Origin of the sequence: Methylobacillus sp. MM3 (assembly GCF_001645185.1) — a bacterium.
In the GTDB taxonomy this organism is placed as follows: Bacteria; Pseudomonadota; Gammaproteobacteria; order Burkholderiales; family Methylophilaceae; genus MM2.
Genome location: NZ_LXTQ01000058.1, coordinates 1 through 15,073, shown reverse-complemented (window position 1 = coordinate 15,073; position 15,073 = coordinate 1). Strand labels below are relative to the sequence as shown.

The window sequence follows — 15,073 nt, the reverse complement described above, 5'->3', positions numbered from 1 at the left end:
GCGAGATTCGACATGGCGACCCAAATCTTTTCGACAAGAATGACGAGCGCTAAATGGCAGCAAGGAGCCGTGACGCTGCCCGTTGCGCTCATTTTGCTGGTACTGCTGACACTGGTTACAGTTTTTGCGGCACAAGTGGGAGTACTTGAAACCCGGACTTCAGCCAATAAACAACGGGCGGAAGAATCCTTCGCTGCGGCCGAAGCGTTATCCCAGCAAGCGATTCGCTTCATTGAATATAATCAGACTCACGTTGTATCGACCGGCACGAATGGCTGGTTGAATGCCGCCAGCGCGGTAAAGTGGGAAGTATGCTCGGCATCCGACCCATTAGCGGATGAATTGCCATGCGCCGATGAAACCACCCCGGGCCTTTGGATGATAGTTAAAAACGTCCCGGTCATTTCCTTGGATACATCGTGCGTGGACAAGGATAGTGATGACAATAGCGCTAATGGCGTAGACAACATTCCCAACGGCCTGTGCGATTCAGACACCACGAAATTTTCTGCCGCTAGCGGCAAGCAACTCTATGTGCATCTAATGACCCGGTGCCGGAATGCTAACAATGACAATAGTTGCGACGACACCCCTGCGCAACCTAATGATTACCCGATCATGACGATTGTGGCTGGCGGTGAATCCGGCGATGAATCGGGCAAAAGCTATGTGACAGAATCGGTGTTTTTTTATGAATCCGGCTCCGATCCAAGCTCCTTCCCAGCCCCATTAGTGGCTGCAGGCAATGTAACGGGCAGCGGTAATTTCAATATTGTCGTCAACCCGGATATCGGCATAAGTTCCCCAGACACGGTAGGCTCCAACAAACTAGCTGTTTGGGCCGAAGGCAACGTCACTGTCGGCTCATCCTCAGCCACCTGCTTCGAAGGCGAACCTGGTGTCAATGGGTTTCTGACAAGTGCAACCGGCACCAGCACTACCCATGCGAGTGTCGATGCGTATGTTCCCAGTAATACGCAAGTACATATCATCCAGAATTATTACGATAACGGGGAGTCGCTCTATTTGTGCAGAAACTGCACCTGCCCCAGCTCTGCCGCGAATGGGGCCATCAGCACGCCAAGCTCTACGGAGGAAGACGATATACTCGACCAGGACAGCGATTCTGGCCGTTGGCTGGATACAGCCTTCCCGGACGATGTATTTATGATGATCTTCGGTGTACCGGAAGAGCGCTATGAAACCATTAAGCAGGCTGCCGCCCGTGCAGGACATTTACATGCTGATTGCTCTTCCCTCAGCACAGCGTCCGAAGGTCTCTACTGGATCGAAGGCGAATGTCTGCGCACGGCTTCCGATGGCGATATCGGCTCCCCCAGCAAGCCTGTCCTTATCGTTGTGGAAGGCAATGTCGAAATTCGATCGAATATATACATCTGGGGAGTATTTTTTGCATTCAGCCCCACCCATGCAACGCTTGACGTCAGTCTCAATGGTTCTCCTACTTTCTATGGAGCACTTATTTCCAATACCAATATCAACATGAGCAGCGGGACCTACAAACAGCGCTACATTCCAAATCTGTTCGAAGCGTTGAGCGACACAACCGGCGGCAAAGGTTACGCTCGCCTTCCCGGTAGCTGGAGAGACTATTGATGAGGAATATAACCATGCGCGCTTATAGCCCAATCCCGGCCTTACAAAAAGGGTTCGCCCTTCTTGAGGTCCTCATTACGGTAGTTATTCTGTCTGTCGCGCTACTATCCTTGGGCGGGCTGCATGCTGCCATCATCAAAAGTGCAGATCAGGCTAAAGTAAGAGGCATTGCCACCAGCCTAGCGCAGGCGAAAATTGATGACCTTCGTTCGTATGGTCTTATCGGCACCGACAGTAGTTTTGATTTCGATTCGATCAACAGCAGCACTGCCGGAAACGCAGGAGACACTTTGCCTACGGATACGGTCACATTCAATCGTAACTGGTATATATATTCGCTCTACTATTGCAACGATAACGGCGTGCCTACAAGTTCCAATTGTGCCACCCCCAAAACTTCTCCTGATGCGAAACTGATCGAAGTGACGGTTTTCTGGACCGATAGGGAAGGCACTACACAGAATGTTGCCCTCCAATCCATCATTGCACCTTCGGACTCTTATGCCGCTACTGGCGCATTGCAGCCCGATCTCACCGGCGGGCCTCAAAAAATCAAGAACCCGGCTTACTCCGATGCTAATGACGACATCTCCCATGACTTGGGTTCCGTACTAAAGCGCGTTAGCCAGCCCGTCCCCGATACCAACCGCGGCAACAACGACACCACCTCGAATACTATTACCAGCTTCAAGGAAAACTACTTCAACACCTCCAACCAGCTGATCGGCGAAAATGAATTTGTGACCGTGAATTGCTACTGCAATCAGCTGGGTGCCCCGGCCAACACGACCGACTCTCCCTTCGGCCTTGAGCCGACAGTGCTATCCAGCAGCTCCAATAAATTCATTGCAGGCAGCGTCAACACCAGCAAACGTCGAGGGGAAAGAAAAACAACCGGGGATTTCAACGATCAGCCCTTGATCTGCAATGTTTGTTGTCGAGATCACCACGAGGATTCTACCCAAGTACGAAAATTCGACCCTTTCCGGCCAAGCTCGGATATTAATGCTTCAATTCGTAGCGATCATAACCACTATGCGCCAGCAAGTAATACCGCGACAACGGCGAATACGACCAATGATCTCTATGCAGAAGCATGTCGCATGGCATGGGTGGATGGCCGGCTACGGGTATTGGAAGACTGGCGCCTGGAAAGCCTGCAAATCCTGCCGCCGAATTATTTTAACGACCCCGACAATCCTAGCAATACCACAACGTACACCAATTACATATCGGCATTCGTCACACAATTTGTAATGTCATTGACCGATGCTTATCCCGGCACCATGCCGGACAGGGCTACCCTGCTAACATCCAACACCAGCCGCACCATCGTCGGAGATGCTACGATTTCAGGCGTTGCCACGGCCCTGGCTGCCTTGCCGTCATCATGGACCATGCTCGCCTCTCCGGAAAACCTGACCGTGCGAGGCATCTATATCGACTACATGGATCGTGACCAGATCAACATCATCCGTTGCAAGATGGATCCTGCCAATGCGTTATTGACCGGCGGTACGCATTCGTCATGCAGCGGTTACGAAATCACCGAAAAGGAAGAATATCTCTACCTCATTCCATTCCATGATGTAAATCTCACAAAACTCGCTACGTGGACTAGCAGCAACGGAACCAATATTACCGTGACCAGTGATGCATTGCTGAACTCGACGGAATCGACGTTCTCGCGCGGAAAAATCACCGGCGTCACCGCCAATACACGGGCTGGCATTACCGCCAGCATCAGCACCAGCAACTCAGGGTTGACCGTTACCGAAGCCATAGATCCCGATGACAGTTCAAGTACCTCAAACCCAATATCGGATTGCCTGCCTGTTACCTATGGAACTTCAGCTGCTTCAAATCCTTGCAATGCAGTTAATGCGACCAAAGTACAAGGAACCATTACCGTCGCAAATAATCGCGGCCTCAATCCCAATGACGTTTACATTACAGTCAAGGACGAAAGCGGTAACAATCTCTGTACTACAACACCAAGCTCGACTGGTGCATACGATACAAGCGCTTGCGGTGCATTGCTGACTGGGGCAACCAGCCTCCAGCTTTACTTCTGGCATTACTCCACCGCCAGCAAAGACAACTGTGCAGATTTTGGCAGCACTACGCATACCAGCTTTTCCTGGAATGCGGACAGCGTTGTGTGTAGCGGCGCATCGTGCACCAGCACCAACTACTTCAATACTGGCGGCTCACAAGGTGAATACACACAGGTTGTATTTAGCGGCTTGACGCCGAACGGGAACACTACCTTCAACATGCAAATTCAAGGGGACAGTGGCGCCTGCGAGTCGAACTGAGTCGCCTTGAATGTCAGGCCGTGATAATCAATGCGGCTGGTTTAGCTTGAGTTCGCTTCGACAAGTCATAACCTGTCGAAGCTCCGGCTGACACCATTAAGTCAAGGACGGCTGTCGAATCGATATAGCATCAAGCCTATCTACAAAAGGAAGTGCTCAAGCAACGATTCGATAAGATTTTTCAATCGTAGTCGTCAAGTGTTGATCGCACAAGAAATGGCACGGACATGTCCTTCTTAATCCATGAACCCAGCTGTCGTATAATCTACAAGGATTGTTCTGGAACTGGTCGTCAACTATTACCAGCTCTACTGCGTTGAAGACATATCTTCCGGGTTCCTTTTTACAATGTCCTCCAGCATCCTCCTAATCACATTCTTCTTTTTCAGTCTGGTCGCGCCAGCTGTCGGCGCACCGGCGCTTGCCTACATCACAAACCAAGGCAACGATACGGTTTCTGTAGTCGACCTGGAGTCCAGCAAAATCATTGCCCAGATTCCGGTCGGCACAAAACCGGTAGGTGTTGCAGTTTCCCCACAGGCAAGACGCGTATTCATTACGAATGTAGAAAGCGGCAACGTAAGCGTTATCGACACTGAGACGAACAAGGTCCTTACGCAAATTCCCGCTGGCGTCAGTCCGGTGGGCATTACCACGAAAGCCGATGGATCGACGTTCTATGTTGCGGACTGGTTTAGCAACCGCATTCTGGTGATCGATGCTATTTCCGGAAAGCAACTACGAGCAATTGAAATCAGCAAGGCACCAGCCGGGCTGATGCTTTCCAGGGATGAAAAAGTCCTTTATGTCGCTAATCGTGACAGCAACGATGTCGCGTTTATAGATACCTCTACAGGCGCGATACTCAGCCGCATTCCGGTCGGCACGCACCCATTCGGCATTGCACTCTCGCCGGATGGCACACGCCTCTACTCAGTCAATGTTTGGTCGAATAATGTATCGGTCATCGATACCGCGAGTCGCAAAGTGGTTGCCACGATACCGGTCGGCGATCACCCCTACTGCGCAGCGCTAAATGCCGATGGCAGCCGCCTCTATGTCAGCAATACTCAAGCGGATACCCTGTCGGTAATCGATACGGCCAATTTCAGGACGATTGCCACCATGGATGTCGGCGCCACGCCCGAAGGTGTGGGATATTCCGCAGAACGCAACCAAGTCTACGTTGCGAGTTGGATGGAGAACGAAGTGACCGTTGTGGATGCTGCGACCAACAAGGTAGTGGCCCATATTCCTACCGGCAAGGAAAGCCGTGCATTCGGACCATTTATTCTCGAAAATCGGTAAGCCAAACTACCGCATAAAACGTTACAATTTTGAGTTGCCCTTCCTGATTAAGGAGTTTATGCATGAAAAAGCTGGTCCCTATCCTCTTCGCTTTGCTATTGCCTTTCGCCGCCTCCGCCCATGGCCCCAGTCCACAGAAAGTAACGGAAACCATCACCATCAAGGCGCCTCCGGCGAAGGTTTGGGCATTGCTGAGTGACTTCAATGGCATGCCGAAATGGCATCCGGCGGTGAAGGCCAGCAAAGTCGAAAAGAAGGGCGCCGATACCTTCCGCACCCTGACGCTCAAGGACGGCGGGACAATCTACGAACGCCTCAAGGACAAAAACGATGCCAGCATGCGCTTGAAATATGAAATCGTCCAAGGCGTGCTGCCGGTCAGCGATTACTACGCAACTATCACAGTCAAGCCTGGTGCGAATGCCAACGAATCCACGGTTGAATGGATGGCGCGCTTCTATCGCAAATACAAACTCAACCCACCCATTCCGGCCGGGCAGGATGACGAATCCGCCGTCAAGGCCGTCAAAGGCGTGTTCCAACCGGGACTCGCCAATCTTAAAAAAGTCGCGGAAAGCGGCAAGTAATTACCAATTTTTAACCAGGAGAAATCTGCATGAAAAAAACCCTAGCCCTTCTGGCCGCACTTTTGCTGCCTTTCGCTGCCGCCGCGCATGGCCCCACCCCGCTCAAGTCAGTTGAGACCGTTACCATCAAGGCTCCTGCCGCCAAGGTATGGGCATTAGTAAGCGACTTCGGCGCAATGGAAAAATGGCACCCGGCCGTCAAATCGACCAAGATTGAACAAAAAGGCGGTGAAACCTTCCGCACCCTGACCCTGCAAGACGGCGGCACGATCCTCGAAAGACTGAAAGGCAAGGATGATGCCGATATGCAGATCAAGTATGAAATCGTCGAAGGCGTAGTGCCAGTCAGCGGCTACAACTCCAAGATTACCGTCAAGGATGCCGGCAACGGCGAAACCAAGGTAGAGTGGTTCGGTCGCTACTATCGCAAGTACGTTCTGAACCCCCCCATTCCGGCTGGTGAAGACGATGAATCGGCCAAGAAGGCAATCGATGGCATCTACCAATCCGGTCTGGCCAACCTTAAGAAGGTTGCCGAAGGCAAGTAATTTGCCATTTTTTGGCGCACGGGTGACAATTTATGTCGCTCGTGCGGCTTTGATTTCTAAGCCCACCTCCGATTTCCGTATTGAACTTCATAAATAATTTTAATATTCAGTAGCTTAATAAGCATAATTAAGGTTGGCATTTAACTTGCTAATTAGAATTGCCGCAAATGAAAGGCCTTTCATTTACGTTATTTAAACTTTGCAAAGGGGCACAAAATGATTAAGAAAGCACAACAGGGTTTCACCCTGATCGAACTGATGATTGTGGTAGCAATCGTTGGCATTCTTGCCGCGCTGGCGTTGCCGGCCTATCAAGATTACATCGTACGCTCAAAGGTTTCCGAAGGTCTGGCACGCGGTGCAGAAGCGAAGACTTCGGTCGCCGAATTTTTCTCTGCCAACGCGCGCTTTCCAACCAATACCAGCAGTGCAGGGTTCAATTCTGCCGCTTCGGGTTATACCCGGTCGGTGAAATGGGTTAACACAGCCGGCAGCGAGAAAATTGAAATTACCCTAGCCTCCAGCATCTCCTCAAACAACACATCGTATGGGCTGATACTGGATGTCTTGGGTACAACGAATGGTATCGTTACATGGAAATGTCAGGCAGTGGACACTGCCGACTCTGCTGCTGTGTTGCCATCGAAATACACTCCCGGTAGCTGCCGTTAATACCGATTGACCAAAAACCCCGGGCAACCGGGGTTTTTATTTCATATGAAACGCAAGTTAGGCATATCCTGGTTAGTATTCTTCCTAGCCTTAGCAATATTCGCCATCTATGCTCCGGGCCTCAGCGGTGGATTTATCTTTGATGATTATCCGCATATTGTCGATAACAGCGCCCTAAAGATATCATCGTTATCGATCTCGGAACTCTGGCATGCATCCCTTTCCTCTAACGCCGGCCCACTCAAGCGACCCGTCGCCATGTTCACACTGGCACTCAACCGCCACTACTCTGAACTCGCCCCCTTCAGCTACAAGTTGGTGAATGTCCTCATTCATATAGCTGCAGCATTTTTTGTCTTTCTAGCTGCCCTTTTCATAGAAAGACGCGTCACCGGTCACTCTTCCAACAGCCATAAAGCCGCCATTGTTGCGCTATGCACAATGGCGATCTGGGGGCTGCATCCCTACAATCTCACCAGTGTGCTCTACGTGGTCCAGCGGATGACCAGCCTTGCCGGGCTGTTCACGTTCATCGCGCTGGCCATTTACCTATATTGCAGGCCGCGACTGGCACACCATGTGAAATACGCATGGATCATGCTCACTGGCGTCATATTGGCAGGGGCTTTGGCAATATTCTCGAAGGAGTCTGCGCTGCTCCTCCCCGTACATTTGGCTATCATCGAGTTTACGATCTTCCGAGACGCGGAAGGTACGCCAAGGTTATGGATGAAGGGGAGGAAGGTGCTTCTCCTACTTGGGATGACTGTCGCGACAATATGGCTAGCTTCTCACCTCAGCACCGCCAATTGGACTCAGCAATACTCAAATCGCGACTACAGCATGCAAGAACGGGTGCTGACCGAGTCGCGGATACTCTGGACCTACTTGGGGCAGGCACTGCTACCCGACATCACGAAAATGGGCCTATTTCTCGACGATTACCCCATTTCCACCAGCCTGCTAAACCCGATCACCACACTGATCGCAGTCATGGCCCACGCCGGCCTAATTGCATTAGCCTTGTTACGCATCAAAAAGTGGCCGGTCTTCAGCTTCGCGGTGTTGTGGTTCTATGGCTCGCACCTGCTTGAATCCACCATTTTCTCCTTGGAATTGATGTTCGAACATCGCAACTACATTGCGATGTTCGGTCCCATTTATGCCATCAGCCATTACCTGCTGCACTTGGAGCCGCATGGCAAGCTGAAGCACGCGCCTACGATGTTTGCCATCGGATTTGCGCTAGTGTGCGCGCTCTCCACCTCGGTACGGGCCTCCTACTTCGGCGACACGCTGCTATATGCAGAATACGAAGCGCGGCATCACCCGGAATCAACGAGGGCTAACTTCTACGCTGGCAGAACATTGACCCAACTCATGCAATACGACCCGGCCAATGAGGATTTTTATTTCAGCAGGGCAAAGCACTACTATGAAACTTCCGCCCGTGTAGACATTACGCCCGAGCCGCTTATTGCTGCAATTCAGACCTATGTAATCAGCAATGAACCTGTACCTAAAAGCCTACTTGCTGAGTTATCTCGCCGCTTGGCCACATCCCCGCCCGGGAACAATGGCTATTACATTTTCAAGGGCATCTTGGAAATAGCCAGAGTTGGCTACCCAAAAAAAGTATCGAAGGATCAGCTCGTCGGCCTGTACGAGAGCGCCCTCAGCAATAATCGACTGAAGGGAGACAATCGCGGACATGCCCTGATTTCGTATGCCTTGCTGCATTGCAATATTTTCGGCACTTGCGCCATCGGCATAGAATCCGCGGAAAACGCGATAAAAGCCGCGCCCGCCTATACGGAATTCCAAGTGATACTCGCCAGCCTTTACTACATGATAGGGCAAGCGGAGCGCGGGAGCGAGTGGGTAGCCAAGGCCGAGGAGCAGGACAAACTGGGCTATCACTCCGAAACCTTGAAAGCACTAAAACTTGGCGCGACTGTGCACTGGGGACCAACACCCAGAGAATCCGCTATACAATCCACCCATCACAAATAGACACGACCCCAGCGCCGTCGAACACCTCCAATGACATTAAGCATCATTATCCCCGCCAAGAACGAGCATTACGGTTTATCGCTCATCCTGCCAAAACTGAAGAGCCGATATCCCGAAGCGGAAATCCTGGTGGTTGATGATGGATCGGGAGATGCTACAGCAAGAACTGCGGCCGAATTGGGAACCAAAGTATTGCGGCAACCATACTCCAAAGGCAACGGCGCCGCGATCAAAACCGGCGCTCGCACCGCGAGTGGCGACATCCTTATATTCATGGATGCCGACGGTCAGCATCAGCCGGAAGACATTCCACGTCTACTGGAAAAACTTGACGAAGGCTACGATATGGTGGTGGGCGCGCGCAGCCGACAATCCCAAGCCGGCCTCCACCGCGCTACAGCGAACGGATTATATAATCGTCTGGCCAGCTGGATGGTGGGGCATAGGGTTGAAGATCTGACATCCGGCTTCCGCGCTGTGCGTGCGAGCAAATTCAAACAATTTCTGTACCTGCTACCGAATGGTTTTTCCTATCCTACCACCATCACCATGAGCTTCTTCCGGGCGGGGCATTCGGTAACATATGTCGCCGTGCATGCCCCGAAACGCATCGGCAAAAGCCACCTTCGCATATTCAGGGATGGCGTAAGATTCTTGGTTATCATCTTCAAGATCTGCACGCTGTATTCCCCGCTCAAGCTGTTCTTCCCGATCAGTGCGGGATTCTTTGCAACGGGCATGGGGTATTACCTGTATACCTTTATCACCATGCACCGCTTCACCAACATGTCTGCGTTGCTTTTCGCAACTGCCGCCCTAGTCTTTCTGATGGGATTGATCTCGGAGCAGATCACGGCGCTAATGTTCAAGGACTCCTGAAGGCGGATTTATGCAACCCATGCAACACCCTCGCCTGCATTGCATTCTTGGTACACGCGCCCAGATCATCAAGATGGCACCAGTGATACGCATTTTGGAAAAATCGAACACACCGCTCAACATCGTCATGACCGGACAGCACAAGAACACCGTTGACACGCTGTTCAGCGATTTTGGCATACGTTCAAAACCCACTTATGTTTACGACGGCCAGGAAATTAGCGGCATAGCCAAAATGCTAATCTGGATGCCCAGGATTGTCTGGCGGATGGTATATGACGCAGAGATGTTTTTCCCTGGCAAGCAAGGCATCGTTCTGGTACACGGGGATACGGTATCCACCTTAGCTGGCGCTTTGGTTGGCAAAGTTCTGGGTATGAAAGTCGCCCACATCGAATCCGGGCTGCGCTCGTTCAATATCCTGCACCCATTCCCTGAAGAACTCACGCGCCTCGCAGTATTCCGCCTGAGCGACATCGCCTTCTGTCCCGGTGCGTGGGCGATGGATAACATGCAAAATTACGGCTGCAAACGCGTCGATACCGGCACGAATACCATTGTCGATGCGGTCAGGCTAGTCATGGAACAGTTCCGAACTGCCACAGACCATGGCAGCTATGGAGTGGTATCCATACATCGCTTCGAAAACATTTTCCGCAAAAAGCGGCTGCTGCAAATCATCGAGATGCTGGAATACGCCGCGGAGAAGTCCAGGTTGATATTCGTTCTGCACCCCGCCACAGAAAAACGCCTCAAGCACACCGGTCTATACGAGCGGCTGCATGGCAACCCCAGCATAGAACTGCACCCGCGCATGGGCTACGCCGAATTCATCCAGCTCATCATGGCCGCACGCTTCGTGGTCACGGACGGCGGCAGCAACCAGGAAGAGCTCTCCCTGACGGACATCCCCGTCTACCTAATGCGCAAAGCTACGGAACGGCAGGAAGGGCTGGGGAAGAACATCGTGCTCGGCAATTACGACCTCGCAGCATTCAGAATATTCATCCAGCAAGCGTCGCGAAGACCGTCGACATCGAGCATGCATATCGAAAACGAAGGTTCTCCCGTGCGCGTGATATGCGACACGCTCACCATGGAAGCTAGTCCGGGCCCCACGCCAGTTCTCCGATAACGAAATGAGCGCGTCTTCACACATTCATAAGCTCGCCGCGCTGCTCACGGCCGCGGACCGCAGGCAGCTCTGCTGGCTGAGCCTCGCCCTTTTCGTCAGCTCGCTACTGGAGGCATTCGGCATTGGCTTGATCTTTCCGATTGTGCTCGCCGCTCTCTCGCCGGAACGCCTGGTCGCGATGTTTCCCGCCGCAGCTTCGCTGCTCGGTCCGCTCGTGGCCCCAGATGCACGCGGCGAGCTGCTGATGCCGCTACTCGGCCTGCTGCTCGCCTTCTTTTTCGCCAAGAATATCTTCATCACGGCGATCTCCTACTGGCGCAGCAAGTTCGTATTCGATTGCCGGACACATGTTTCACAGCGCCTGTTCCAGACCTACCTGCGCCAGCCCTACACCTTCCATCTGCAGAGAAACACGGCTGAACTCGCTCACAACATCTCGCAGGAAACGATTACCTTCGCGTTCGAGGTTCTCGCGCCGACGGTATTCCTGCTGTCTGAAACCCTGGTGGCAATGGCGATCCTAGGCGTTCTGTTCCTGATCCAGCCTGCGGGAACGCTCATCGTGATCGCCCTATTTGGCTTGGCCGCCTTGCTCGCCCACATCAGCCTGCACGAAACCCTGGCACGCTGGGGCAAGGCGCGCCAGCACCACGTGATGAGGCGCATCTTTCACATGCAGCAGGCGCTGCAGGGCATCAAGGAAATCAAGGCGTACGGGCGCGAAGACCGATTCGCATCACGCTTCAACGAGCATGACGCGGCCGCCTCGCGCTTCTACAAAATGCAGGATTTCTTCGCCCAATTGCCGCGGGTGTGGCTGGAACTGTTCGCAGTGACGGGCATACTCGGCATCGTCTGGGTACTCGATCGGCAGGCGACTCTCGACGACCTGCTGCCCACGCTGGGAATATTCGTCGGCGCCGCGTTCCGCATGTTCCCTTCCGTGAACCGCATGTTCTCGGCTATGCAGCAGCTAAGGCTAGGCCAAGCCACCGTGGACACCCTTTACCGGGAACTGACAACCCTCGAACCCTCCAGCGAAACCGCCCCACTTGGGCTGGCCGCACCGCTACGGCTAGCGCACGGAATCCGCTTCGAAGACGTCGCCTTCCGCTACCCCAACACATCCATGGACATTGTTCACGGCATCACCTTCAGCATCCCCCAAGGCAGCTTCGTCGCCATCATCGGCAGCTCGGGCAGCGGCAAGAGCACGCTGCTCGACCTGCTGCTGGGTCTGCTCACCCCGCGCACGGGCCACATCCTGGCCGACGGCCGCAACATCCAGCAGCAGGTGCGAGCATGGCAGGACGGCATCGGCTATGTTGCGCAATCCACCTACCTGACCGACGACAGCATCGCTGCGAACATTGCGTTCGGCATCCCTCCGGATCGGGTCGACATGGGTAGGGTGCGCCGCTCCGTGGAGTTGGCGCACCTGCGCACTTGGCTCGCGGAACTGCCCGAAGGCCTGAATACCTTCGTGGGCGAGCGCGGGGTCGCTATATCCGGTGGCCAGAAGCAGCGCATTGGCATCGCACGTGCGCTCTACCACTCGCCCGAAGTCCTGATCCTGGACGAGGCGACCTCGGCACTAGACAGTGAAACTGAGCGTGGCATACTGAGCGAGCTCATGGCATTGCGCGGAAACAATACGGTGATTTTCGTTACCCACCGCAAAACGCTGCTCGAATACTGCGACCGGGTCTACAACGTCAAGGACGGAAGGATCACGGAAATACCGAGTGTCACGCCGCACCCTGAGGCCTAGCATCCCCATGAAAATCCACGGCCAGCGCCTGCTCATCGTCGAGACCATCACCTGGAAGCCGCATATCGAAACGGCGATGGAAATCGCACTCTGTGCGCAGGATAACGGACAGGAGGTCCGTTATCTGAACATCCGGTGCGGGCTGACAGTGGTGGAAGACCGGCTGCCGGTGCACACCCTATACGACCTGCCCAGAAAGCGCATCGGCCGCGCGCGCAAACTGCTGGCCAAGCGTGGCGTCCAGATGCCGGATGGCAGCATATCGGCGGATCACCGCCGACGGCGGTCCGCGCAGGCGGTACGCATGCTGGCCGGTTGCACCACTTTGGAAGATGTCACCCGCCTGAGTCTGGAGGAATTCCCCGACATCGGCTGGGGTGTAGCCAGTTCGGCGATCTCCATGTTGCGCGACCCCTACGTTACACCGTTGCGCCACCGTCGCCTGCTGGTGAATCTGCTGGCCGCATCGCTGCTCGTGTTCGACAAGACCATCGAGGCAATCCGCGACCTGCAGCCTGAAGTCGTGGTGCTTTTCAATGGAAGGTTTGCAACCACTCGTGCCGTGCAACGCGCGGCGGATAGCTGCGGCGTACGCTGGACTGCACATGAACGTGGATGCGACAAGAATCACTACTGGTTGGCAACCGGCCAGATACATAATCCGGAATACTTTCAGAAATGCATCAGGGAAGCGTGGTCGCCGGACAAGCAACAGGCGGGGCACGACTTCTACAGGCACCGGAGGGGCCGTATCGAGCGTGATTGGCATTCGTACACTTCGTCGCAGACAAGCGGCAGGCTGCCCGCGCAGCTGCGCGATGACCGAAGGCGATGGATCGTCTATTTCTCGTCCTCCGAGGACGAATACGCCGCGATCGGCGACACATATTTCAATCCGTCATTTCCTACCCAGGGAGATGCGATCCGCGCCCTCGCGGAAACGGTGAATGCCATGCCCGGCTATGCGTTGTGCGTGCGCGTGCATCCGCACATCGCAAGAAAGAGCGAGAAAGAGCAGGAATACTGGCGGAGCCTGCAACTGCCAGGCAACCTCGTTGTCGGCCCGGACGAGGATATCGACTCATATGCTTTACTGGAACACGCGCATGCAGTATGCACGTATGGCTCCACCGTCGGAGTCGAGGCCACCTACTGGGGCAAACCGTCGATGCTGCTGGGGCGTGCCATTTACGACGTACTCGACGTCTGTTGCTGCCCGACCAGCCGAGAGGATATCCGGTCCTTCCTCGAGAACCCTACCGTCTTCCCCATCGAGGGGGCCTTAATGTACGGAGCCTTCAGCGAGAGCTTCGGCATCCCATACCGTTACTATCAGGCAGAAAACCTTCACCGTGGCAGGATACTCGGCGTCGACCTTGATGACGGGTTCGACACTCGCATCCTGCGCAGTCTGGCCAGGCTGTTCCGCATTCGCCGTTTCCAAAACGCCGCCGTCACATAGCCGCCAGACTGCACGATAGACCAATGCGTATCCTGTTTCTTAGCAAGCGCCAGTACATGGGCAAGGATCTTCTAGACGACCGCTACGGCCGTTTCTACGAACTGCCTGAGCAACTCGCCGCTCGCGGTCACACGGTCATGGGCTGCTGCCTGGCTTACCACCGCCGGAAAAAAAACAGTGTCGTACCCACCCTAATCACTCCCACCGGCGTTACGTGGCACGCCTACGACCTGCGCCACGGCGGCCTGCTGAACCCGCTGCGCTACCATCGCGAAATGCTGCTGCATATCCGGGAATTTCGCCCCGACGTCATCGTCGCCTGCTCGGACGCTTTCCATGTCATCTACGCCAGATGGCTGGGTTCCAGGCATCACGTGCCGGTGATTGCCGACCTGTACGATCAATTCGAGGCCTACGGTGCCAACCGCATCCCCGGCCTGCAGACCATGTTCCGCAAAGCAATCAAACTCGTAGACGGCGTGGCCTGTGTCAGCGACCCACTACGCGAATGGGTGGCATCGCTGCGTGGGAGCGATGCCAATACACTGTGCCTGGGCAATGCGGTGGACCACCGCATCTTCATGATTCGCGACAAGCAGGATTGCCGTCGCAGGCTGGGGCTACCGTCAGGTGTAAAGCTCATCGGCACGGCCGGTGCGCTGACTACAGACCGGGGCATCGAAACGCTGTACCGGGCATTCGCCTTGCTCGCGGAACGCTACCTAGACCTGCATCTGGTAGTGGCGGGACCGCGTAATACCCC

Annotated in this window: 12 protein-coding genes; all 12 read left to right on the top strand. The window is 54.2% G+C overall.

The genetic code is table 11. The features are described 5' to 3' along the window. Positions 1-12 precede the first annotated feature (12 nt). A complete protein-coding gene (locus tag A7976_RS14085) occupies positions 13-1,617 on the top strand; it encodes a PilX N-terminal domain-containing pilus assembly protein (protein ID WP_165601753.1) in 1,605 nt (534 codons plus the stop codon). Between the two features lie 14 nt (positions 1,618-1,631). Then, on the top strand, positions 1,632-3,935 hold the full coding sequence (locus A7976_RS14080) for a prepilin-type N-terminal cleavage/methylation domain-containing protein (RefSeq protein WP_067113347.1): 2,304 nt from the start codon (positions 1,632-1,634) through the stop codon (positions 3,933-3,935). Between the two features lie 348 nt (positions 3,936-4,283). Next, positions 4,284-5,243 (top strand): beta-propeller fold lactonase family protein, encoded by a 960-nt coding sequence (locus tag A7976_RS14075; protein WP_082878172.1) that lies wholly within the window; start codon positions 4,284-4,286, stop codon positions 5,241-5,243. 62 nt (positions 5,244-5,305) lie between these two features. Then, complete coding sequence (locus A7976_RS14070) at positions 5,306-5,830, top strand: SRPBCC family protein (RefSeq protein ID WP_067113344.1); 525 nt, start codon at positions 5,306-5,308, stop codon at positions 5,828-5,830. A 29-nt stretch (positions 5,831-5,859) separates the two neighbouring features. Then, positions 5,860-6,378 carry an SRPBCC family protein gene (locus A7976_RS14065; RefSeq protein WP_067113341.1) on the top strand — a complete coding sequence of 173 codons (519 nt, stop codon included), beginning with the start codon at positions 5,860-5,862 and terminating at the stop codon, positions 6,376-6,378. A 216-nt stretch (positions 6,379-6,594) separates the two neighbouring features. Further along, entirely contained in the window at positions 6,595-7,050 is a 456-nt protein-coding gene (locus tag A7976_RS14060; RefSeq protein ID WP_067113338.1) for a pilin, read from the top strand. Positions 7,051-7,095: 45 nt separating this feature from the next. Beyond that, positions 7,096-9,063 carry a hypothetical protein gene (locus A7976_RS14055; RefSeq protein ID WP_067113335.1) on the top strand — a complete coding sequence of 656 codons (1,968 nt, stop codon included), beginning with the start codon at positions 7,096-7,098 and terminating at the stop codon, positions 9,061-9,063. Positions 9,064-9,093: 30 nt separating this feature from the next. Beyond that, positions 9,094-9,942 carry a glycosyltransferase family 2 protein gene (locus A7976_RS14050; RefSeq protein WP_067113332.1) on the top strand — a complete coding sequence of 283 codons (849 nt, stop codon included), beginning with the start codon at positions 9,094-9,096 and terminating at the stop codon, positions 9,940-9,942. Between the two features lie 10 nt (positions 9,943-9,952). Continuing rightward, the gene (locus A7976_RS14045) at positions 9,953-11,077 is read left to right on the top strand and encodes a UDP-N-acetylglucosamine 2-epimerase (RefSeq protein ID WP_067113329.1); all 1,125 of its coding nucleotides are present in this window, start codon (positions 9,953-9,955) and stop codon (positions 11,075-11,077) included. Positions 11,078-11,081: 4 nt separating this feature from the next. Beyond that, entirely contained in the window at positions 11,082-12,848 is a 1,767-nt protein-coding gene (locus A7976_RS14040) for an ABC transporter ATP-binding protein (RefSeq protein ID WP_067113326.1), read from the top strand. Positions 12,849-12,855: 7 nt separating this feature from the next. Beyond that, complete coding sequence (locus A7976_RS14035) at positions 12,856-14,310, top strand: hypothetical protein (protein ID WP_067113323.1); 1,455 nt, start codon at positions 12,856-12,858, stop codon at positions 14,308-14,310. Between the two features lie 23 nt (positions 14,311-14,333). Beyond that, on the top strand, positions 14,334-15,073 hold a 740-nt coding region (locus tag A7976_RS14030; protein ID WP_165601752.1), incomplete at its 3' end, for a glycosyltransferase family 4 protein.

Coding starts and splice junctions, on each gene's coding strand:
- A7976_RS14085 (WP_165601753.1), top strand. CDS start 13: ATGGCGACCCAAATCTTTTCGACAAGAATGACGAGCGCTAAATGGCAG.
- A7976_RS14080 (WP_067113347.1), top strand. CDS start 1,632: ATGCGCGCTTATAGCCCAATCCCGGCCTTACAAAAAGGGTTCGCCCTT.
- A7976_RS14075 (WP_082878172.1), top strand. CDS start 4,284: ATGTCCTCCAGCATCCTCCTAATCACATTCTTCTTTTTCAGTCTGGTC.
- A7976_RS14070 (WP_067113344.1), top strand. CDS start 5,306: ATGAAAAAGCTGGTCCCTATCCTCTTCGCTTTGCTATTGCCTTTCGCC.
- A7976_RS14065 (WP_067113341.1), top strand. CDS start 5,860: ATGAAAAAAACCCTAGCCCTTCTGGCCGCACTTTTGCTGCCTTTCGCT.
- A7976_RS14060 (WP_067113338.1), top strand. CDS start 6,595: ATGATTAAGAAAGCACAACAGGGTTTCACCCTGATCGAACTGATGATT.
- A7976_RS14055 (WP_067113335.1), top strand. CDS start 7,096: ATGAAACGCAAGTTAGGCATATCCTGGTTAGTATTCTTCCTAGCCTTA.
- A7976_RS14050 (WP_067113332.1), top strand. CDS start 9,094: ATGACATTAAGCATCATTATCCCCGCCAAGAACGAGCATTACGGTTTA.
- A7976_RS14045 (WP_067113329.1), top strand. CDS start 9,953: ATGCAACCCATGCAACACCCTCGCCTGCATTGCATTCTTGGTACACGC.
- A7976_RS14040 (WP_067113326.1), top strand. CDS start 11,082: ATGAGCGCGTCTTCACACATTCATAAGCTCGCCGCGCTGCTCACGGCC.
- A7976_RS14035 (WP_067113323.1), top strand. CDS start 12,856: ATGAAAATCCACGGCCAGCGCCTGCTCATCGTCGAGACCATCACCTGG.